This is a genomic window from Serpens gallinarum, assembly GCF_014836765.1.
Classification (GTDB): Bacteria; Pseudomonadota; Gammaproteobacteria; order Pseudomonadales; family Pseudomonadaceae; genus Serpens; species Serpens gallinarum.
Map to the genome: position 1 here is coordinate 26,779 of NZ_JACSQG010000010.1, position 20,321 is coordinate 47,099.

At 62.5% G+C, this 20,321-nt stretch carries 17 protein-coding genes; 13 read left to right on the plus strand and 4 right to left on the minus strand.

Annotated features, from left to right (window positions below; all coding sequences use genetic code 11):
* Positions 1-1,224: 1,224 nt before the first annotated feature.
* The 5 genes from puuE to H9642_RS15310 all read left to right on the plus strand — a co-directional run bounded on the left by puuE (position 1,225) and on the right by H9642_RS15310 (position 5,652).
* On the plus strand, positions 1,225-2,154 hold the full coding sequence (gene puuE / locus H9642_RS15290) for an allantoinase PuuE (protein WP_251837328.1): 930 nt from the start codon (positions 1,225-1,227) through the stop codon (positions 2,152-2,154).
* Positions 2,151-2,666: a 2-oxo-4-hydroxy-4-carboxy-5-ureidoimidazoline decarboxylase gene (gene uraD, locus H9642_RS15295; protein WP_251837329.1), complete on the plus strand. Its 516-nt coding sequence runs from the start codon at positions 2,151-2,153 to the stop codon at positions 2,664-2,666. The genes puuE and uraD overlap by 4 nt, the downstream gene beginning before the upstream one ends.
* Positions 2,667-2,686: 20 nt before the next feature.
* On the plus strand, positions 2,687-3,691 hold the full coding sequence (gene alc, locus H9642_RS15300) for an allantoicase (RefSeq protein ID WP_251837330.1): 1,005 nt from the start codon (positions 2,687-2,689) through the stop codon (positions 3,689-3,691).
* A gap of 80 nt (positions 3,692-3,771) precedes the next feature.
* Positions 3,772-4,272: an ureidoglycolate lyase gene (locus H9642_RS15305; RefSeq protein ID WP_251837331.1), complete on the plus strand. Its 501-nt coding sequence runs from the start codon at positions 3,772-3,774 to the stop codon at positions 4,270-4,272.
* Positions 4,273-4,308: 36 nt separating this feature from the next.
* Positions 4,309-5,652 (plus strand): urate hydroxylase PuuD, encoded by a 1,344-nt coding sequence (locus tag H9642_RS15310; protein WP_251837332.1) that lies wholly within the window; start codon positions 4,309-4,311, stop codon positions 5,650-5,652.
* 119 nt (positions 5,653-5,771) lie between these two features.
* On the opposite strand, the gene H9642_RS15315 is transcribed toward H9642_RS15310, so the two are convergent.
* Positions 5,772-7,067, minus strand: coding sequence for an NAD(P)/FAD-dependent oxidoreductase (locus tag H9642_RS15315; protein WP_251837333.1), 1,296 nt, complete (start codon positions 7,065-7,067; stop codon positions 5,772-5,774).
* A 295-nt stretch (positions 7,068-7,362) separates the two neighbouring features.
* Between H9642_RS15315 and H9642_RS15320 the strand changes: the two genes are divergently transcribed.
* The 8 genes from H9642_RS15320 to H9642_RS15355 all read left to right on the plus strand — a co-directional run bounded on the left by H9642_RS15320 (position 7,363) and on the right by H9642_RS15355 (position 16,209).
* A complete protein-coding gene (locus H9642_RS15320; protein ID WP_251837334.1) occupies positions 7,363-8,658 on the plus strand; it encodes an MFS transporter in 1,296 nt (431 codons plus the stop codon).
* A 101-nt stretch (positions 8,659-8,759) separates the two neighbouring features.
* The gene (locus H9642_RS15325; RefSeq protein WP_251837335.1) at positions 8,760-10,049 is read left to right on the plus strand and encodes a M18 family aminopeptidase; all 1,290 of its coding nucleotides are present in this window, start codon (positions 8,760-8,762) and stop codon (positions 10,047-10,049) included.
* Positions 10,049-10,702 carry an HAD family hydrolase gene (locus H9642_RS15330; protein ID WP_251837336.1) on the plus strand — a complete coding sequence of 218 codons (654 nt, stop codon included), beginning with the start codon at positions 10,049-10,051 and terminating at the stop codon, positions 10,700-10,702. The genes H9642_RS15325 and H9642_RS15330 overlap by 1 nt, the downstream gene beginning before the upstream one ends.
* 941 nt (positions 10,703-11,643) lie before the next feature.
* Entirely contained in the window at positions 11,644-12,696 is a 1,053-nt protein-coding gene (locus H9642_RS15335; protein ID WP_251837337.1) for an ABC transporter substrate-binding protein, read from the plus strand.
* 97 nt (positions 12,697-12,793) lie between these two features.
* Positions 12,794-13,600: an alkaline phosphatase family protein gene (locus tag H9642_RS15340; protein ID WP_251837338.1), complete on the plus strand. Its 807-nt coding sequence runs from the start codon at positions 12,794-12,796 to the stop codon at positions 13,598-13,600.
* Entirely contained in the window at positions 13,597-14,439 is an 843-nt protein-coding gene (locus tag H9642_RS15345; protein ID WP_251837339.1) for an ABC transporter permease, read from the plus strand. The genes H9642_RS15340 and H9642_RS15345 overlap by 4 nt, the downstream gene beginning before the upstream one ends.
* Entirely contained in the window at positions 14,426-15,223 is a 798-nt protein-coding gene (locus tag H9642_RS15350; RefSeq protein WP_251837340.1) for an ABC transporter permease, read from the plus strand. The genes H9642_RS15345 and H9642_RS15350 overlap by 14 nt, the downstream gene beginning before the upstream one ends.
* A complete protein-coding gene (locus tag H9642_RS15355) occupies positions 15,220-16,209 on the plus strand; it encodes an ABC transporter ATP-binding protein (RefSeq protein WP_251837341.1) in 990 nt (329 codons plus the stop codon). The genes H9642_RS15350 and H9642_RS15355 overlap by 4 nt, the downstream gene beginning before the upstream one ends.
* A 237-nt stretch (positions 16,210-16,446) precedes the next feature.
* On the opposite strand, the gene H9642_RS15360 is transcribed toward H9642_RS15355, so the two are convergent.
* From H9642_RS15360 to relA, 3 genes are all read right to left on the minus strand, one after another.
* Positions 16,447-16,986 carry a DUF2058 domain-containing protein gene (locus H9642_RS15360; protein ID WP_251837342.1) on the minus strand — a complete coding sequence of 180 codons (540 nt, stop codon included), beginning with the start codon at positions 16,984-16,986 and terminating at the stop codon, positions 16,447-16,449.
* A 103-nt stretch (positions 16,987-17,089) separates the two neighbouring features.
* Positions 17,090-17,920, minus strand: a complete 831-nt coding sequence (gene mazG / locus H9642_RS15365) for a nucleoside triphosphate pyrophosphohydrolase (protein WP_251837343.1) — start codon at positions 17,918-17,920, stop codon at positions 17,090-17,092.
* A gap of 129 nt (positions 17,921-18,049) precedes the next feature.
* Positions 18,050-20,299 (minus strand): GTP diphosphokinase, encoded by a 2,250-nt coding sequence (relA, locus tag H9642_RS15370; protein ID WP_251837344.1) that lies wholly within the window; start codon positions 20,297-20,299, stop codon positions 18,050-18,052.
* Positions 20,300-20,321 lie beyond the last annotated feature (22 nt).

The window sequence follows — 20,321 nt, forward strand, 5'->3', positions numbered from 1 at the left end:
AATTCGCCCCTACAGATGAAGTCACGGTTTCGTCATGCGGACGGGGCCACCCCACCACTGCTGCCTTGCGTGGCAGTCTCACCCGACCTTGCCTCGCGGCATAAATGGCGCAGCCTGCGCTCCGGTAGGGGCGAATTTATTCGCCTGGCGCAGGACCTTCAGACCACACCGCCTCTGACACAGCCATCCAGAGCAACCGACTCGTGTAGTTCGTCGAATCCATGCTGATGAGGGAACACTCCGTGCCAGGCGAATAAATTCGCCCCTACAGATGAAGTCACGGTTTCGTCATGCGGACGGGGCCACCCCACCACTGCTGCCTTGCGTGGCAGTTTCACCCGACCTTGCCTCGCGGCATAAATGGCGCGGCCTGCGTTCCGGTAGGGGCGAATTCATTCGCCTGGCGCAGACCCTTCAGACCACACCGCCGCTGACACAGCCATCAAGAGCTCCCACCCGTGTAGATCGTCGAATCCCCGCTGATGAGGGGAACACTCGGTGCCAGGCGAATAAATTCGCCCCTACAGACGAAGTCAAAGTTTAGTCATGCGGACGGGGCCACCCACCGTTGCTGCCTTGCGTGGCGGTTACACCCGACCTTGCCTCGCGGCATAAATGGCGCGGCCTGCGCTCCGGTAGGGGCGAATTCATTCGCCTGGCGCAGGACTTCAGACCACACCGCCCCTGACACAGCCATCTAGAGCTCCCACCCGTGTAGTTCGTCGAATCCACGCTGATGAGGGAACACTCGGTGCCAGGCGAATAAATTCGCCCCTACAGATGAAGTCACGGTTTAATCATGCGGACGGGATTACCCACCGTTGCTGCCTTGCGTGGCAGTTTCATCCGGCCTTGCCTCGCGGCATAAATGGCGCGGCCTGCGCTCCTACAGATGAAGTCACGGTTTAGTCATGCGGACGGGGCCACCCACCGTTGCTGCCTTGCTTGGCGGTTACACCCGACCTTGCCTCGCGGCATAAATGGCGCGGCCTGCGCTCCGGTAGGGGCGAATTTATTCGCCTGGCACAGGCCCTTCAGACCACACCGTCGCTGACACAGCCATCAAGAGCTCCCACCCCCGTCGAACCCCCCGCATCACTCGGTGCCAGGCGAATCGCCCCTATAGATGCCTATGAGCACGGTTTTAACGAATGCTCACTGCCATTCCTATTCGCCGGGCTGCCCTACGCTGTAGGAGAACCAACGCTCGACAGGAAGCCCTCCGTGACCTCCGATTACCCCCGCGACCTGATCGGTTACGCCAACAACCCGCCCCATCCGCACTGGCCGGGCGAGGCGAATATCGCTCTGTCCTTTGTGCTCAATTACGAGGAAGGCGGCGAGCGCTGCATTCTGCATGGCGACACGGAATCCGAGGCCTTTCTTTCAGAGATGGTTGCAGCTCAGCCCCTGCCCGGCGTGCGGCACATGAGCATGGAGTCGCTGTATGAATACGGCAGCCGGGCCGGTGTCTGGCGTTTGCTTGCGCTGTTTCGCGAACAGCAAATTCCGCTGACCGTGTTCGCCGTGGCGATGGCGGCCCAGCGCAACCCGGACGTCATTCGAGCGATGGTCGCCGACGACCACGAAATCTGCAGCCACGGCTATCGTTGGATCGACTACCAGCACATGGACGAAGCCGAAGAGCGCGAACACATGGACAAGGCCCTCGCCATTCTTACCGAACTGACCGGCCAGCGCCCGCTGGGCTGGTACACCGGGCGCACCGGGCCGAACACCCGGCGCCTGGTGCGCGAGGATGGCGGCTTCCTCTACGACTCGGACACCTACGATGACGACCTGCCCTATTGGGATCCGCAATCCAGTCCAGAAAAACCGCACCTGGTGATCCCCTACACCCTGGACACCAATGACATGCGCTTCACCCAGGCACAGGGCTTCAACAGCGGCGATGACTTCTTCACTTATCTGAAAGACGCCTTCGATGTGCTCTACGCCGAAGGCGCGGCCGGCGCGCCAAAAATGCTCAGCATCGGCATGCACTGCCGCCTGCTAGGTCGCCCGGCACGTCTGGCCGCGCTGCGCCGCTTCATCGACTACGCAAAAGGCCACGACAAAGTCTGGCTCGCCCGTCGCGTGGACATCGCCCGGCACTGGCATGCCACCCACCCGCTGACGGAAGCCAGGCAATGACTCTCTTTGCCACGCTCACGCCCTCGGCCCTGGATCGCTCCAGCTTCCTGAAAGCTTTCGCCGATATTTACGAACACGCGCCCTGGGTGGCGGAGCGCGTATACGAGCAAGGCATCGACGCGGCCGACGATCACATCGAGCACCTGCATGCGCGCATGGCTGTCGTTGTGCTGAATGCCGACCATGGGCGCCAACTCACTCTGATCAACGCCCACCCGGATCTGGCCGGCAAGGCTGCTGTGCGCGGCGAGTTGACTGCCGCGTCCACATCGGAACAGGTCGGCGCCGGTATTCAGGAGTGCACCCCGGAAGAATTTGCCCGCTTCACCGCCCTCAACCAGGCCTACAAGGCGCGCTTCGGCTTCGTGTTCATCATGGCGGTAAAGGGCAGCACCCGGCAGCAGATTCTCGCCGCGTTTGAAGAACGCCTGCGCAACACGTCCGAGCAGGAGTTCGCCCGTGCCCTGGCGGAAATCAACCGGATCGCCCTGTTCCGCCTCCACGCCCTCTGACCCTCAAGGAAGGACTTTCCATGAAAACCTACGCCGCGCCTTTCGAGAAATACGTCAACCTGGCCGACGCCCGCCTCGGCAGCAAGATCCTCTCGGTCACCGACGACTGGTTCGCCGCCGCCGACCGCATGCTCCAGCCCGGCGAGCCGGTGTGGAAGGAAGGCGTGTTCGACGACAACGGGAAGTGGATGGACGGTTGGGAATCGCGCCGCAAGCGGTTCGAAGGCCACGACCACGCGGTGATCCGCCTCGGTGTGCCTGGCGTGCTGAAAGGCGTGAATATCGACACCCGCTTCTTCACCGGCAACTACCCGCCGTCCGCCTCGCTGGAAGCCTGCTTTCTGGCTGAAGGCGATCCGGATGACAGCACCGCCTGGACAGAGGTGCTGCCAGCCGTCGCCCTGCAGGGCAACAGTCACCACTACCACGCGCTTGATTACACCCAGCCGGTGTCGCACCTGCGCTTCAATATCTACCCGGATGGCGGCGTGGCGCGCCTGCGCGTGCACGGCATCCCGTACCGCGACTGGGCCACGGTCAGCAGCGAGGAAACCCTCGACCTGGCTGCCGCACTCAATGGCGGGCGGGCCCTGGCCTGTTCCGACGAGCATTACGGCAGCATCAGCAATCTGCTCAATCCCGGTCGCGGCGAGAACATGGGCGACGGTTGGGAAACCGCCCGGCGCCGTACTCCCGGCAACGACTGGGTGATTATCGCCCTCGGCCATCCCGGCCAGATCGAGCGCATCGTTGTCGACACCCTGCACTTCAAGGGCAACTACCCGGACAGCTGCTCCATCCAGGCCGCCTACATGAAAGGCGGCACCGACAGCCAGATCGAAACCCAGAGCCTGTTCTGGCGCGAACTGCTGCCCAGCCAGACGTTGGCCATGCATCAGGAACACACGTTCATCGAGCAGATCAAGGACCTTGGCCCGATCACCCACGTGCGCCTGAACATCTTTCCGGACGGCGGCGTGAGTCGCCTGCGGCTGTTCGGCACCTTGGCCAGGCAATCTCTATAAATCTTGAAGGAGCCAGCGGGCTGGCGATCAGATCTGGATCGCCAGCCAACAGGCTCTACAGCACGATTGGACGTCCCACGATGCGCACCCTGACCCTCGAGCCGCTGACCAAAGCCGCCTTCGCCCTCTTTGGTGAGGTGATCGAAGCCGACGGCAGTGAGTTCTTCCTGATCAACAACGGCTCAACGCGCCGCTACCACCGGCTTGCCACTGTGCAAACCGCACAGCCGGAGGATGAGGTGACCATCAGCATCTTCCGCGCCACCGCGCTGCCGCGCCCGTTGACCATCACCCAACTGGAACGCCATCCGCTGGGCAGCCAGGCCTTCATGCCGTTGCGCGAAAAGCACTTTCTGATCGTCGTCGCTCCACCAGCGGACAGCCCGGACAGCGCCGCGGTGCGCGCCTTTATCAGCAATGGCCGTCAGGGCGTGAACTATCACCGCGGCGTGTGGCACCACCCGGTGCTCTGCATCGAGGCCGAGGACGATTTTCTGGTCATCGACCGCAGTGGTGCTGGCAACAACTGCGACGAGCACGTCTTTGCCGAGGAAGAACAGCTTCTACTCACTTACCCCTGATCACTGCCCGCCAGCCGACTGGCGTGAGGAATACCCGTGGAAGCACACCTGACCGAATGGCTGAACCTGAGTATTCGCTGGATACACATGATCGTCGGCATCGCCTGGATCGGCGCCTCGTTCTATTTCGTCTGGCTGGAGAACAACCTGGCGCGCGGCAACCCGCGCGAAGGGCTGTCGGGGGATCTTTGGGCGATCCACGGTGGCGGCATCTACCACCTGGAAAAATACCAGCTGGCCCCGCCGCAGATGCCGGAAAAACTCCACTGGTTTAAGTGGGAGGCGTATTCCACCTGGCTGTCCGGCGTGGCCTTGCTGACTCTCGTGTACTACCTCAACCCCACGTACTACCTGATTGCGCCAGGTAGTGCGCTGCATCCTGCCGTGGCTGTGGGCATCGGCCTAGGCTCGTTGTTGGCCGGTTGGATCATCTACGAATCGCTGTGCGACTCTGCGCTGGGCAAAAGGCCCGCCTTACTGGGCCTGGTGCTCTTCGTTCTGCTGGTGTACGCCGCCTGGGGCTATGCCCAGCTGTTCAGCGGCCGCGCCGCCTATATTCACGTCGGCGCCTTGATTGGCACCCTGATGGTCGGCAACGTCTTTCGCGTCATCATCCCGGCCCAGCGTGCCTTGGTCGCGGCCATCCAGGAAGGCCGCGAACCCGACCCGGCCTTGCCGGCCAAGGGGCTGCTGCGCTCGCGACACAACAACTATTTCACCCTGCCGGTGCTGTTCACCATGATCAGCAACCACTTCCCGAGCACCTACGGCAACCCGTACAACTGGCTGATCCTCGCCGCCATCGCCGCGTTTGGCGTGCTGGTGCGTCATTATTTCAATACCCGCCACGCCAGCCAGACGTTCGCCTGGGCCTTGCCGGCCGCCGCGCTGGGCATGGTCTGCCTGGCCTACGTCAGTGCACCGACTATCGCCCCTCGCCCAACCCAGCCCGTGGCAACGCAAACGCCGGCGCCCACGAGCACCCGCGAGCCTGCAAAGACAGCTGAATCCTCCCGGACATCGGCTACCGTGCAGGATGAATACCTGCCAGAGACGCCGGTAACCGAGCCTGAACTGCCCGCTGAACCCACCGAGCCCGTTGCGCCGTTGGAAACTGCCCGTGAACTCGCCTTGGTGCAGCAGATCATCGAGGACCGTTGTGTGGAATGCCACTCGGCCACCCCCAGCAGCCCGATCTTCACCAGTGCGCCGCTGGGCGCCATGTTCGACACCCCTGAACAGATCCAGCAGATGAGCGAAAAAATTTATGCGCAGGCCGTTGCGACCCAGGTCATGCCGCTGGGCAACCTGACGCAAATGACCCAGGAAGAACGCGACTTGCTTGGCGACTGGATCGAAAAAGGCGCGAGGATCGACTAAGACCGAAGCGTGATGTGCAACGAGGCGGCGCTTACTGGCCCGCCTCCAAGCCTCTCGCTTGCTTCACCAGGCTGCACGCGCTGATGCAACAAATCTCGCAGCCCTGACGACCCTGACCATCAATGCAACTTCATACGGGGGTTCAAGCGTCGGCCGATACGGTCGGTCAGCACTAACAACCCCGTGCGTATCACGCCATACAGCGCCACCTGGTGCATGCGGTACAGCGAGATATAAAACATCCGTGCCAACCAGCCTTCGACCTTGATGCTGCCACGCATGACGCTGCCCATCAGGTTGCCAACGGCGGTGTACTTCGACAGCGAAACCAGCGAGCCGTAATCCCGGTAGCTGAACTCAGGCAAAGGCTTGCCCTCCAGACGGCTTTTCATCGCCGTCACCAGCATCGAGGCCTGTTGATGGGCTGATTGCGCACGGGGCGGCACATTTTTTCCGTCTCCCATCGGGCACGCCGCGCAGTCGCCGAAGGCAAACACGTTGTCATCGCGCGTGGTTTGCAGGGTGGTGCGCACCACCAGTTGATTGATGCGGTTGCTTTCCAGGCCATCCAGCTCGTGCAGAAAATCCGCCGCCCGAATACCGGCCGCCCAGACCTTGAGACTGGCCGGAATCAGCTGACCATCGGCGGTCACCATGCCATCGGCGGTCACCTCCTTGACCGCAACCCCGGTATGCACGCTTACGCCGAGCTTTTCCAGCTGGCTGCGTACCGCCGTGCCGATGCGCTCGGGCAACGCCGGCAAGACACGAGGTCCGGCCTCGATCAGGTTGATGCGCATGTTCTGCGGCTGGATGCCGGTCAGGCCATAGGCCGCCAGTTGCGCCGCCGCGTTGTGCAGCTCGGCCGCCAACTCCACGCCTGTCGCACCCGCGCCGACAATGGCGACATCCACCTGCCCGCTGTCCCGCTGGCCGGCATGGGCACTCAGATAATGGCTGAGCAGTTGGCGATGAAAACGCAACGCCTGCTGAGGACTGTCGAGAAAAATGCAGTGCTGCGCTGCGCCTGGGGTGCCGAAATCATTCGAGACACTGCCCACTGCCAACACCAGGGTGTCGTAGGCCAGAGTACGGGCGGGAACCAGAACCTGACCCTGCTCGTCCAGCGTGGCTGCCAGTTCGATTTGCCGGGCCTGGCGATCCAGGCCGCACAGACGGCCAATCTGGAACTCGAAATGGTTCCACTTGGCCTGGGCCACGTAATTCAGCTCATTATCGGTACTGTTCAGCGAACCTGTTGCCACTTCGTGTAACAGCGGCTTCCAGATATGCGTGAGGTTTGCATCTACCAGCGTGATCCGGGCCTTGCCCTTTTTACCCAAGGTGCGGCCCAACCGGGTAACCAGCTCCAGGCCGCCGGCTCCGCCACCTACAACAACAATTCGATGTGACATCAAGAAATCCTAAAACAATGCGAACCCGACCCGCGATGTGCCACGCAAAGCGTTACGAAAAGTCCGTCTCTTCGAGCCCGGCACGATGCCAGGCAAGATTTAATCGACCATCTTAGCGCCCTGCCTCAGAAAAGGGAGGCGAAGGGGCCCACCGAGAATGGATTGGCCCGGGTTCCGGCGCTTCCTCTCGACCGCCGACATTTGCCCGATGCAACCGGCCCCCTTTCCGACCTGCGCAGGTTGCACGTCTAAGCTGTTCCTTTGGCCCTTCGTTAGTTAGCCAGGAGTACTGCCCATGCGCGCGACGTTGCCTCCTCTACTTTCATTGCTCAATGGCGTGGCTCTGCTGCTGCTTGGCACGGGACTGTTCAATACCTTGATCACCCTGCGGGCCATAACGGAGGGGTTTTCCGATACGGTGATCGGCTTACTGACGTCAGGGTATTTCGCCGGCTACCTACTCGGTTCCTGGGTGACGGTGCCGCTGATCCGGCGCATTGGGCACATCCGCGCTTTTGCGCTCTGCGCCGCCCTCGCCACCATCGTCACCCTGTTGCACGTGGTGCTGGTCAATCCGTGGGTCTGGCTGGGGCTGCGCCTGCTGTTCGGCATCGTGGTCGTCACGCTGTACATGGTTATCGAGAGCTGGCTGAACGCCAAGGCCACCGGCGATAAGCGCGGGCAGGTATTTGCCGTGTACATGTTCGTCAACCTGGGCGCGCTGACCGTAGCCCAACAGCTGCTGCACTTGGAAAGTGCCCAGTCGTTCCTGCTGTTCGCGCTGGCGGCGATGCTGATCTGCGCGGCGGCGGTTCCGATTACCGTCACCCGCCAGGCCCAGCCCACGCTGCCGGAGGTGCCCCATATCCATGTGCCGCAATTGTTTCGGGTGTCTCGGCTGGCCGTCGTCTCGGCCGCACTGGCAGGCCTGGCGCTGAGTGCCTTTTGGGGATTGGCACCGCTGTATGCCAGCCACCGTGGCTTTGATGCTTCTGAGGTGGCCAGTCTGATGAGCGTGACCATTCTGGGCGGCGCGCTGTTGCAGTGGCCCATCGGACTGTTTTCCGATACCCACGAACGCCCGGTCGTCTTGCTCTGGATCGCAGGGCTGGCCACGCTGGTCTCACTGATCATGAGCCAGCTACCCGCCTCCACGGCCTTGTGGATAGCCGCCTTTATCTGGGGTGGGCTGACGTTTTCGCTGTACTCCGTCACTGTCACGCACATGATCGACCGCCTGCCACCTGAAGACGTGCTGTCTGGAACCACAGGACTGCTGGTAATCAATGGTTTCGGAGCCGCCATTGGCCCCGTGGTGGCCGGTGCGGTGATGGGCTGGCTCGGCCCCCAGGGCTTGCCGTTGTTTCATGCCATCACGCTGGGCATCCTCACCCTGTTTACCTTTGTACGCATTGGGCAAGTTCGCGAACACGCCAAGAGCCATACCCCCCACGTCACCATGCTGCGCACCAGCCAGACCGTACTGGAAATGATGCCGGAAGTGACGGACCCACCCCAGCAGACGGGTGAGGCTGACCTACAAGACGAGGCCGAGGCAGACAGTCGCGAGGAAGACCCGGGGAAAGGTTGATCGGCCCGAAGCACCAGGCCCAGCGCCGCGTCGAGCATTTGCCGCCTGCCACTGCCGCGCAAATCCGATAGACTCCGCCCCATCGCTGTCTGGAGTCCCTTATGTACGCTGAGCTCAATCAAGGTCTGATCGATTTCCTCAAGGCTTCGCCCACCCCGTTCCACGCCACCGCCACCCTTGCCCAACGCCTCGAAGCGGCCGGTTTCGAACCTCTTGATGAGCGCCAGCCGTGGAACTGCGAAGCTGGCGGCCGTTACTACGTAACCCGCAACGATTCCTCGCTGATTGCGTTCAAGCTCGGCCAACGCTTGCCCCTGGACGGCGGCCTGCGCCTGGTCGGCGCGCATACCGACAGCCCGTGCTTGCGCGTCAAGCCACAGCCGGAACTGCAGCGCCAAGGCTTCCTGCAACTGGGCGTGGAAGTCTACGGCGGTGCTCTGCTGGCACCCTGGTTCGACCGCGACCTGTCGCTGGCCGGCCGCGTGACGTTCCGCCGCGACGGCAAGGTGGAAAGCCAGCTGATTGATTTTCGCGAACCCATCGCCGTGATTCCCAACCTGGCCATCCACCTCAACCGCGAGGCCAACCAGGGCTGGCCGATCAACGCGCAGAACGAACTGCCACCGATCCTCGCCCAGGTCGCCAGCGACGAACCTTACGACTTCCGCGCCCTGCTCGCCGAGCAGCTGAACCGCGAACACGGTTTGAGCCCCGACGTGATCCTGGATTTCGAGCTGAGCTTCTACGACACCCAGAGCGCGGCCGTGATCGGCCTGGACGGCCAGTTCATCGCTGGCGCGCGACTGGACAACCTGCTGTCCTGCTACGCCGGACTCGAAGCGCTGCTGGCTGCCGGTGACGAAGAAAGCTGCGTGCTGGTGTGCACCGACCATGAAGAAGTCGGCTCCACCTCGGCCTGCGGCGCGGACGGCCCGTTCCTAGAGCAGGTCCTGCAACGCGCCCTGCCGGCCGGCGAAGACTTCGTGCGCATCATCCAGCGCTCGTTGCTGGTCTCCGCCGACAACGCCCACGCCGTGCACCCGAACTATGCGGACAGGCACGACGGCAATCACGGCCCAAAACTCAACGCCGGCCCGGTGATCAAGATCAACAGCAACCAGCGCTACGCCACCACCAGCGAAACCGCCGGGTTCTTCCGCCATCTGTGCCTGGCCAACGAAGTGCCGGTGCAGAGCTTCGTCACCCGCAGCGACATGGGCTGCGGCTCGACCATCGGCCCGATCACCGCCAGCCGCCTCGGCGTGCCCACGGTGGACATCGGCCTGCCGACGTTTGCCATGCACTCGATCCGCGAACTGGCCGGCAGCCAGGACCTGACGCATCTGGTCAAGGTACTTACCGCCTTCTATTCCAGCGCTGAGCTGGCCTGATGGCGCTGGCGGTATTCGACCTCGACGACACCCTGATCGACGGCAACAGCCCCAGCCTCTGGGGCGAATACCTGGGTGAGCTGGGCTGGCTGGATCGCGATGCGTTCATGACCCACGAACAACACCTCGTGCGCGAATACGCAGCCGGGCGCCTGACGCTGGAGGCCTACCTGGCCTTCACCCTGCAGCCGCTGATCGGACGTACCCTGCACGAGGTGCGTGGGGTCGCCGAAGCATTTGTTGCGGCCAAGATCGAGCCGCTGATCTTCGAGGATGCCCGGCGCTGTGTGGCCGAACACCGCGCCGCCGGCGACCGATTGCTGGTGCTATCGGCGTCGCCGCGCTTTCTGGTGCAGGCCGCGGCCGCACTGCTGGATCTCGAACACGCCGTGGGCGTCGAACTGGAAGCACGCGATGGTCGCCTGACCGGCCAGACTCGCGGCATCCTCTCCTACCGCGAAGGCAAGATCACTGCCCTGGCCGACTGGCGCACCCGTCACGGCGTGGCTGCAGGCGAAACCCACTTCTATTCCGACTCGCGCAACGACCTGCCACTGTTGCAAGCCGTCGACCATCCCCACGCCATCAACCCCGACGACGCGCTGCGCGCCCATGCCGAAGCGCAGGGATGGGATATTCAGCGCTGGCGATAAAGATCGCGTGCAGCTGGCCTAGCAAAGCCATGTAGCGCGGCCTCGCCCATTGCTCGGTATCGAGACGTTGGCTCGGTGTTTATCGGGGGCAGCCCGCCGTTTGCCGGCAAACCGGCGGGTGCGAAGTCAACTGACCCGCAGGCGTTCGTCGAAGCGTATTTGCTGTCGGATGGGCCGTGCAATGGCGAATAAATTCGCCCCTACAGGGGTGCTTTTGGCCAGCTTTTGCGGGGCTTGCGGTCTTGTAGGAGCGGACTTGTCCGCGATGCGCGGCCGGCAGGATGAACGCCAGTTCGAGTAGGGGCGAATTCATTCGCCTGGCACTGTGGCTGCAGCTACTCCGGTGCAGTGACAGGCACGGTGGTGCGAATTCCGCTGAACCGCAGGCGTTCGTCGCAGCGTATTTGCTGTCGGATGGGCCGTGCAATGGCGAATAAATTCGCCCCTACAGGGTGCTTTTGGCCAGCTATGCGGGGCTTGCAATCTTGCAGAAGCGGACTTGTCCGCGATGCGCCGCCGGCAGGATGAACGCCATTCCGGTAGGGGCGAATTCATTCGCCTGGCGCTGGGCCTGCAGGCTACGCCGGTGCGGCGACAAACACGACGGGTGCGAATTCAACTGAACCGCAGGCATTCGTCGCAGCGCATTCGCTGTCGGATGGGCCGTGCAATGGCGAATGAATTCGCCCCTACAAGGTACGTCTGGCCGGCTTTGCGGGGCTTGCGGTCTTGTAGAAGCGGACTTGTCCGCGATGCGCGGCCGGCAGGATGAACGCAAACCAGCCTCTCCCGCTTGAACAATCACCCAACACGGCCTTGGTCTACGCTGAAATGCGGCGCAGCTCACCGATCAACGACGCCTGTGCCATCTGCCTGTCATTGAATCCCTGCAGTCTGGGTAAGGACGCGACTACCCGGACTACTTCGCCAAGGAGCTGCACATGAAACGACTGCTACTGGTTTCACTGTTGGGAACGGCCATCACCCTGGCCGGTCAGGCCATGGCTCAGGATGTAAAAAGCCTGGAGCAGGCGGCGCGGGCTGAAGGTCAGGTGAACAGCGTGGGCATGCCCGACAGCTGGGCCAACTGGAAAGACACCTGGGCCGATTTGCAGCGTTTGTACGACCTCAAGCACAGCGATACCGACATGAGCTCGGCGCAGGAAATCGCCAAGTTCGCCGCCGAAAAATCCAACGCCACCGCCGACATCGGCGACGTCGGCGCAGCCTTTGGGCCCATCGCCGTGCAGCAGGGCGTCACCCAAGCGTACAAACCCACCACCTGGGATCAGATTCCCGACTGGGCCAAGGATGACGACGGCCACTGGATGCTCGCCTACACCGGCTCCATCGCTTTCATCGTCAACAAGCAGCTGGTCAAGGAAGCCCCCACATCTTGGGCCGACCTCAAAAAAGGCACCTACAAAGTCGCCATCGGTGACGTCGGCACCGCCGCCCAGGCCGTCAACGGCGTGCTGGCCGCGGCCATTGCCAACGGCGGCGACGAAAAGAACATTCAGCCTGGCTTGGACTTCTTCGCCGACATCGCCAAGCAGGGTCGCCTGTCGCTGGCCAACCCGACCATCCAGACCCTGGAACGAGGTGAAGTGGAAGTCGGCGTGGTCTGGGATTTCAACGGTCTGAGCTATCGCGAGCAGATCGATCCCAGCCGCTTCGAGGTGCTTATCCCGTCCGACGGCTCGGTGATCTCCGGCTACAGCACCATCATCAACAAGTACGCCAAGCATCCCAATGCCGCCAAGCTGGCCCGCGAATACATCCTGAGCGACGCCGGACAAATCAACCTGGCCAAGGGCAACGCCCGGCCGATCCGCGCCGAACACCTGACCCTGCCGGCGGACGTGCAGGCCAAACTGCTGCCCAACGAGCAATACGCCAAGGTACAACCCATCAAGGACCCCGACGCCTGGGAAGAAACCTCCAAGGCATTGCCGCAGCTGTGGCAGGAGCATGTGATCATCGAAATGCAATAAGGAAACCGCAGGGTGGTCGTCAGCCCACCGCTTGCCCGGCTCAGAGGTTGGGGTGCGCTCAGGCGCACCCGCCACTGCGGTGTAGAGAATCTTGCCGATGAACTCAAAGGTCATTCTGGTGGTACTTGACGGCCTCAACTATGAAGTGGCCCGTTATACGCTTGGCCATCTGCAGGCCTGCTGCGCGGCCGGCCGTGCCACGCTCTATAAACTCGACTGCGAGTTGCCGGCGCTGTCGCGTCCGTTGTATGAGTGCATTCTGACTGGCGTGCCACCCCTGGACAGCGGCATCATCAACAACGAGGTGGCGCGCCTGTCCAACCAGCGCAGCATCTTTCACTACGCCCGCGCCGCCGGGCGCAGCACCGCGGCAGCGGCCTATCACTGGGTCAGCGAGCTGTACAACCGAACCCCCTTCGACGCCGCGCGGGATCGCCACACCGAGGCGCCGGAGCTGCCCATTCAGTACGGCCACTTCTATTACGAGGACCATTACCCCGACTCGCACCTGTTCGCCGATGCGGAACACCTGCGTCGTCGCCACGCCCCGGATTTCCTGCTGGTGCATCCGATGAACATCGACGATGCCGGCCACCAGCACGGGCTGGACTCGACGCAGTACCGCAACCGCGCCCGCCGCGCCGATATTCTTCTGGGAAATTACCTGCAAGGCTGGCTGGATACCGGCTACCAAGTGCTGGTGACCGCCGACCATGGCATGACCCGCGACCGCTCCCACAATGGTCTGCTGCCCGAAGAACGCGAGGTGCCGCTGTTCGTGATAGGCGATGCCTTCAGCCTGAACGCCCAGGCCAAACCACGGCAGACCGAGTTGTGCGGCAGCATCTGCGAGCTGCTCGGCGTACCCCATGACAAACCGGTGTGCCGGGAGCTGTTCAAATGAGCAGCGCACCGCGCGGCAAATGGCTGGCAGCGCTGTGCCTGCTGCCGTTCGCGGTATTTTTCTTCGCCTTCCAGATCGCCCCGTTGCTGTGGGTGGCGGTCAACAGCCTGCACGGCGCCGACGGCTGGAGCCTGGAGAATTTCAGCAAGATCTTCGCCTCGAAGTTCTACCTGCAGGCCATCAAGCACAGCCTGCAGGTGGCGTTCTGGTCGAGCATCTTCGGCTTGCTGATTGCCGTGCTCGGCAGCTATTCGCTGCATCAGGTGGATTCGCGCCTGCGCGACTTTGTCAGCGCGTTTACTACCATGACCAGCAACTTCGCCGGCGTACCGCTGGCCTTCGCATTCATCATCCTGCTCGGCTTCAACGGCGCCTTCACCCTGCTGCTCAAGCAACTCGGCTGGATCGAGGATTTCAACATCTACTCCAAGACCGGGCTGATCCTGATCTACACCTACTTCCAGATTCCCCTCGGCGTGCTGCTGCTCTATCCTGCCTTCGACGCCCTGCGTGAGGACTGGCGCGAGTCGGCGGCGCTGCTCGGCGCCGGCCCCTGGCAGTTCTGGAGGCACATCGGTCTGCCGGTGCTAACCCCGGCGCTGCTCGGCACCTTCGTCATCCTGCTGGCCAACGCGCTGGGCGCGTACGCCACCGTCTATGCGCTGACCACCGGCAACTTCAACATCATGCCGATCCGCATCGCCGCGCTGGTGGCCGGCGACATCGTGCTCAACCCCTCTATGGCCAGCGCCCTGGCCATTCTGCTGGTGGGGCTGATGGCATTGATCACTATGGTCCACCAATGGCTGTTGCGCCGGAGTTATCATGTCACGCGCTGAGCGCCGGCCTGCGCGGCTTTATCACCGGTTGGTGGTCTGGCTGCTATTTCTGATTCTGCTGATGCCCTTGGCCGGCACGCTGGTCTATTCCCTGGCCAGCAGCTGGTCGGCGACCATTTTGCCCGACGGGTTCACGCTCAAGTGGTACCACGCACTGTGGAGCGAGCAACGTTTCCTGATCGCGTTCGGCCAATCGCTGCTGGTGTGTTTTGGCGCGCTGCTGCTCTCGGTGGTGCTGATCCTGCCGCTGCTATTCGTGGTGCATTACTACTTTCCGCGCCTCGACGGGCTGATGAACATCCTCATCCTGCTGCCCTTCGCCATTCCACCGGTGGTGTCGTCCGTGGGTCTGCTGCAGATCTACGGCTCCGATCCCCTGCCCTTGGTCGGCACACCCTGGATCCTGATCGGCTGTTATTTCACCGTGGCCCTGCCCTTCATGTACCGGGCGATCACCAACAACCTGCAGGCGCTGAACTTGCCTGATCTGATGGACGCCGCCCGCATGCTCGGCGCCAGCACCTGGCAAGCCGCGTTCTGGGTGGTGCTGCCGAACCTGCGCAAGGGCGTGATGGTCGCGCTGTTCCTGTCGTTTTCCTTCCTGTTCGGCGAGTTCGTGTTTGCCAACCTGCTGGTGGGTACCCGTTACGAAACCCTGCAGGTGTACCTGAACAACATGCGCAACAGCAGTGGCCACTTCAACAGCGCGCTGGTGATCTCCTACTTCTTCTTCGTGCTGGTGTTCACCTGGGCCGCCAATCGCCTGAACAAGGACGCGCCATGAGCTACCTCGTCATCCAGAACCTGCACAAGCGTTATGGCGCGACCCTCGTGTTCAGCGACATTGACTGCACGGTCGAACGCGGCGAGTTCGTCACCCTGCTTGGCCCGTCCGGCTGCGGCAAATCCACCTTGCTGCGTTGCGTGGCCGGACTCACCGAGGTGAATGGCGGACGCATCGAACTGGAAGGCCAGAACCTGCTGCCGCTGCCACCGCAGAAACGCGGCATCGGCATGGTGTTCCAGAGCTACGCGCTGTTCCCCAACATGACCGTGGCGCAGAACGTCGCCTTCGGCCTGCGCATGCAGAAGGTACCCAAGGCGGAAAACGCCCGGCGCGTGGCGGAGGTGCTTGAGCTGGTGGAACTCAGCGAGCTGGCCAACCGTTATCCGCACCAGCTTTCCGGTGGGCAAAGCCAGCGCGTTGCCCTCGCCCGCTCACTGGTCACCCGTCCACGCTTATTACTGCTCGACGAACCGCTGTCGGCATTGGATGCGCGCATTCGCAAGCATTTGCGTGAGCAGATCCGCCGCATCCAGCGGGAGTTGGGCCTGACCACTTTATTCGTCACCCATGATCAGGAAGAGGCGCTGACCCTGTCCGACCGCATCCTGCTGATGGATGCCGGGCGCATCGTGCAAAACGGCAGCGCCGAAGCGCTGTACACCCAGCCGGCCACCGCCTTCGCCGCCGGCTTCATCGGCAACTACAACCTGCTGGATGCCAACGCCGCCAGCCGCCTGCTCGGCCGAGCCGTGGCCCACCGCGTAGCCATCCGCCCCGAGGCCATCGTGCTGGCGCCGCACGGCAGCATTGACGCGCAGATTCGCAGCCATAGTCTGCTCGGCAACGTCATACGCTATCGCGTCGAAGCCCGTGGCGTGGAACTGCTGGTGGATGTGTTGAACCGTTCCGCCGCCGACCTGCATGCCAGCGGCCAGCGCATCGGATTGGAGATTGGAGAAGAAGCGATTCGGGAGATTGCCTAATGGGTTGCTTTTTTGTAGAGGCGAATTCATTCGCCATTGCACGGCCCATCCGACCGCGCATGCGCTGCGACGAACGCCTGCGGTTCAGCGGAATTCGCACCACCGTGCCTGTCGCCGCATCGGGGTGGCCTGCAGCCACAGTGCCTAGCGAATGAATTCGCCCCTACAAAGCACGTAGCATCACTTTCGCCGCGATGTCGCGATTCCCGAAGACAGTGCTGGGCACGCGCTCGCCCCTCACCACATCAGATCGTCCGGCACCTTGTAGGCGGCGTAGGGATCGTCGGCGTCGGCTTCTTCGGTGGGGGTGTTGAGCAGGATGATGCGGCGCGGGTCGCGTTCCTGGATTTTCAGGGCAGCGTCACGGGGAATGACTTCATAGCCTGGACCGTGGCGGACGATGGCCAGTGAGCCACGGGACAGCTTGTCGCGCATCAGGTTGTTCACCGACAGGCGCTTGACCTTCTTGTCATCGACGAAGTTGTAGTAATCCTCGGTAGTCAGCTTGGGCAGGCGGCTGCTTTCGATCAGCTGTTTGACCTGCGCGGCACGCGCCTTCTGGTCGGCCTTTTCCTGCTGCTGACGATTCAATTCCTGATCGCGCGCGAGCTTTTCGGCCTGGGCCTGCAAGGCGGCCTGGCGCTGCGAATCGTCCAGTTCGGCCTGGCCTTTATGCACCAGACGCTGCTGTTTCTGCTTCTGCTTGGCGGCCTGCTTGGCCTGCTTCTCATTGACCAGGCCAGCTTTGAGCAGCTGATCACGAAGGGAAAGACTCATGGTTCGACTCGTCGTTGATTCAAATAAGACGTGGCATGAGGGCTGTATTTAGCATCCCCACCCCGCTTGGTGGATGTGGAAAACGACATCCACCCTACACGCATTACCCGCAGGAAAGCGACCGCTCGGCTTTCTTGGCTTCGCCCCACAGGGCGTCCAGTTCTTCCAAACCGCAATTCTCGATGGGTCGACCGGCATCCCGCAAGGCCTGTTCGATGAATCGGAAGCGTCGCTCGAACTTGGCGTTGGCTGCGCGCAAGGCCGTTTCCGGGTCAGTTTTCAAGTGACGGGCCAGGTTGACCACCACAAACAGCAGGTCCCCCAGCTCCTCTTCAATGGCCGGCGCATCGTTTTCGCTCATCGCTTCCAACACTTCGTCCAGCTCTTCGCGGACCTTGTCGAGCACCGGCAAGGCCTCGGGCCAGTCGAACCCCACCTGGGCGGCGCGCTTTTGCAGCTTGGCCGCGCGGCTCAATGCCGGCAGTGTGGACGGCACGTCGTCCAGCAGTGACAACTGCTCGGGCGCGGCGGCTTTTTCGGCACGCTCCTCGGCCTTGATTTCCTCCCAACGCTCCTTGATCGCCGCTTCGTCCAGACGCGGCGTGTCCAGCGCGCCGTACAGGTCGCCATCGGGAAATACATGGGGATGGCGGCGCACAAGCTTGCGGGTGATGGCATCGACGACCTGGGCGAAGTCGAAACGTCCTTCTTCGCGGGCCAGCTGGCTGTAATAGACCACCTGAAACAACAGGTCACCCAGCTCGCCGGGCAGGTGCTCGAAATCACCGCGCTCGATGGCGTCGGCAACTTCATAGGCTTCTTCCAAGGTGTGCGGCACGATGCTGCGAAAATCCTGTTGCAGATCCCACGGGCAACCGTGTTGCGGATCACGCAGGCGGGCCATCAGGTGCAGGAGGTCGGGAAGTTCATACATGGGCTAGTCCTGGCTGGAGGCTGGAGGCTGGAGGCTGGAGGCTGGAGGCTGGAGGCTGGAGGCTGGAGGCTGGAAAGCGTCCCGCTTTATCGTCCAGCTTTCAAGCCTCCAGCGCTTCATCGTCATTATCTACGACGCCCGCTGCCGCTTGGCCTCAATGATGTTGGGCAGCTGGGCAATACGCCCCAGCAGCCGGCCCAGCGAGTCCAGACCGGGGATTTCGATGGTCAAGGACATCAGCGCGGTGTTGTCTTCCTTGTTGGAATGGGTGTTCACCGCCAGCACGTTGATCTTCTCATTGAGCAGCATCTGCGACACATCGCGCAGCAACCCGGAGCGATCATAGGCACGGATGATGATATCCACCGGATAGGTCTGCACCGGCACCGGGCCCCAGCTGACCTGGATGATGCGCTCGGGCTCGCGGCTGGCCAATTGCAGCACCGCGGCACAATCCTGGCGGTGAATGCTCACCCCGCGCCCCACGGTGATGTAGCCGACAATCGGGTCGCCTGGCAGCGGCTGGCAGCAGCCGGCCATCTGGGTCAACAGGTTGCCCACGCCCTGGATCTGGATATCGCCGCGCTTGCCCGGTTTTGGCGTACCGGTAACCCGGCGAGGAATCAGTTCCAGCTGGCCGTAGTCGCGGTCCGGCTCGACCAGTTGCTGCGCCAGATTGGCCAGATGCGCCAGGCGCAGATCGCCAGCACCCAGGGCGGCATACATGTCTTCGGCGGTTTTCAGGTTGGCCTTCTCCGCCAATCGCTGGTAATCCACTTGCCCCAGCGCCAGCCGCGCCAACTCTCGCTCGAGCATGGCCTTGCCGGCCGCGACATTCTGATCACGGGCCTGCAGCTTGAACCAATGGATAATCTTGGCCCGCGAGCGCGAGGTGGTCACGTACCCCAGGTTGGGGTTGAGCCAGTCCCGGCTTGGCGCACCGCCCTGCTTGCTGGCAATGATCTCGACCTGCTCGCCAGTCTGCAGAGTGTAGGTAAGCGGCACGATCCGGCCGTTGACCTTGGCGCCTCGGCAGTTATGGCCGATCTCGGTGTGTACGCGGTAGGCAAAGTCCAGCGGCGTGGCGCCCTTGGGCAAGTCGATGGCGTGACCGTCGGGAGTGAACACATACACCCGGTCCGGCTCGATATCCACGCGCAACTGCTCGGCCAGGCCGCCGATGTCGCCCAACTCCTCGTGCCACTCGAGCACCTGACGCAGCCAGGCGATCTTCTCTTCGTAGTGGCTGGAGCTGGCCTTGGTGTCGGTACCCTTGTAACGCCAGTGGGCGCAGACACCCAGCTCGGCCTCTTCGTGCATGGCGTGGCTGCGGATCTGCACCTCCAGGACCTTGCCGTCCGGGCCGATGACCGCTGTGTGCAGCGAGCGGTAGCCATTTTCCTTGGGGTTGGCGATGTAGTCGTCGAACTCCTTGGGTATGTGCCGCCACAAGGTGTGCACGATGCCCAGCGCGGTATAGCAGTCGTGGATTTCCGGGACCAGCACGCGCACCGCGCGTACGTCGTAGATCTGGCTGAACTGCAAGCCTTTTTTCTGCATCTTTCGCCAGATGGAATAAATATGCTTGGCGCGCCCACTGAGATCGGCCTTGATGCCGGTGGCGGCCAGTTTTTCGCGCAGTTGGTCCATCACGCTAGTGATGTACTGTTCGCGGTCCAGACGCCGCTCATGCAGCAACGTGGCGATCTTCTTGTACTGCTCCGGCTCCAGGTAGCGGAAGGAGAGATCTTCCAGCTCCCACTTGATATGGCCAATCCCTAGACGGTGTGCCAGCGGCGCGTAAATATCGAACACTTCGCGGGCCACGCGGTGACGTTTTTCATCGTCGGCATTCTTGACCGCCCGGATTGCGCAGGTGCGCTCGGCCAGCTTGATCAGCGCCACGCGCACATCATCGACCATGGCCACCAGCATCTTGCGCAGGTTTTCCACCTGGGCCTGGGTGCCGAGCACCAGCGAATCGCGCGGGTTCACACTGGCGCTGATCGCCGCCATGCGCAGCACGCCTTCGATCAGCTTGGCGACCACCGGCCCGAAGTGCTTGGTCACGTCCTCGAGGCTGATCTTGCCTTCGCGCACGCCCCGATAAATGATCGCCGCCTCCAGCGAATCCTGGTCGATGCGAAGGTCGGCGAGAATCTCGGCGATTTCCAGACCAGTGCGAAAGCTGGACGTGCCCTCGGCCCACAAATTCTTCGCCGCGTTGGCCTGCTGCTCGGCCGCATGGGCGAACTCGCAGGCACGCTGCAGTCCAGCTCGGTCCAGAGCCGGATCAAGCTGGAGTACCTGATCGAGCCAGGCTTCCAGATTGACGCTGCCGTCGGTATTGATGGGCTGATGCGCTCTGACCTGTACCATTTTTACCTTCCCCTACGGCATG

What these genes read in the sequence shown, in the direction of transcription:
- H9642_RS15315 (WP_251837333.1), bottom strand. Translation starts at nt 7,067, where the DNA reads ATGTCACATCGAATTGTTGTTGTAGGTGGCGGAGCCGGCGGCCTGGAG.
- H9642_RS15350 (WP_251837340.1), top strand. Translation starts at nt 14,426, where the DNA reads ATGTCACGCGCTGAGCGCCGGCCTGCGCGGCTTTATCACCGGTTGGTG.
- H9642_RS15325 (WP_251837335.1), top strand. Translation starts at nt 8,760, where the DNA reads ATGTACGCTGAGCTCAATCAAGGTCTGATCGATTTCCTCAAGGCTTCG.
- H9642_RS15355 (WP_251837341.1), top strand. Translation starts at nt 15,220, where the DNA reads ATGAGCTACCTCGTCATCCAGAACCTGCACAAGCGTTATGGCGCGACC.
- H9642_RS15345 (WP_251837339.1), top strand. Translation starts at nt 13,597, where the DNA reads ATGAGCAGCGCACCGCGCGGCAAATGGCTGGCAGCGCTGTGCCTGCTG.
- H9642_RS15305 (WP_251837331.1), top strand. Translation starts at nt 3,772, where the DNA reads ATGCGCACCCTGACCCTCGAGCCGCTGACCAAAGCCGCCTTCGCCCTC.
- relA (WP_251837344.1), bottom strand. Translation starts at nt 20,299, where the DNA reads ATGGTACAGGTCAGAGCGCATCAGCCCATCAATACCGACGGCAGCGTC.
- H9642_RS15320 (WP_251837334.1), top strand. Translation starts at nt 7,363, where the DNA reads ATGCGCGCGACGTTGCCTCCTCTACTTTCATTGCTCAATGGCGTGGCT.
- H9642_RS15330 (WP_251837336.1), top strand. Translation starts at nt 10,049, where the DNA reads ATGGCGCTGGCGGTATTCGACCTCGACGACACCCTGATCGACGGCAAC.
- H9642_RS15360 (WP_251837342.1), bottom strand. Translation starts at nt 16,986, where the DNA reads ATGAGTCTTTCCCTTCGTGATCAGCTGCTCAAAGCTGGCCTGGTCAAT.
- alc (WP_251837330.1), top strand. Translation starts at nt 2,687, where the DNA reads ATGAAAACCTACGCCGCGCCTTTCGAGAAATACGTCAACCTGGCCGAC.
- mazG (WP_251837343.1), bottom strand. Translation starts at nt 17,920, where the DNA reads ATGTATGAACTTCCCGACCTCCTGCACCTGATGGCCCGCCTGCGTGAT.
- H9642_RS15335 (WP_251837337.1), top strand. Translation starts at nt 11,644, where the DNA reads ATGAAACGACTGCTACTGGTTTCACTGTTGGGAACGGCCATCACCCTG.
- uraD (WP_251837329.1), top strand. Translation starts at nt 2,151, where the DNA reads ATGACTCTCTTTGCCACGCTCACGCCCTCGGCCCTGGATCGCTCCAGC.
- H9642_RS15340 (WP_251837338.1), top strand. Translation starts at nt 12,794, where the DNA reads ATGAACTCAAAGGTCATTCTGGTGGTACTTGACGGCCTCAACTATGAA.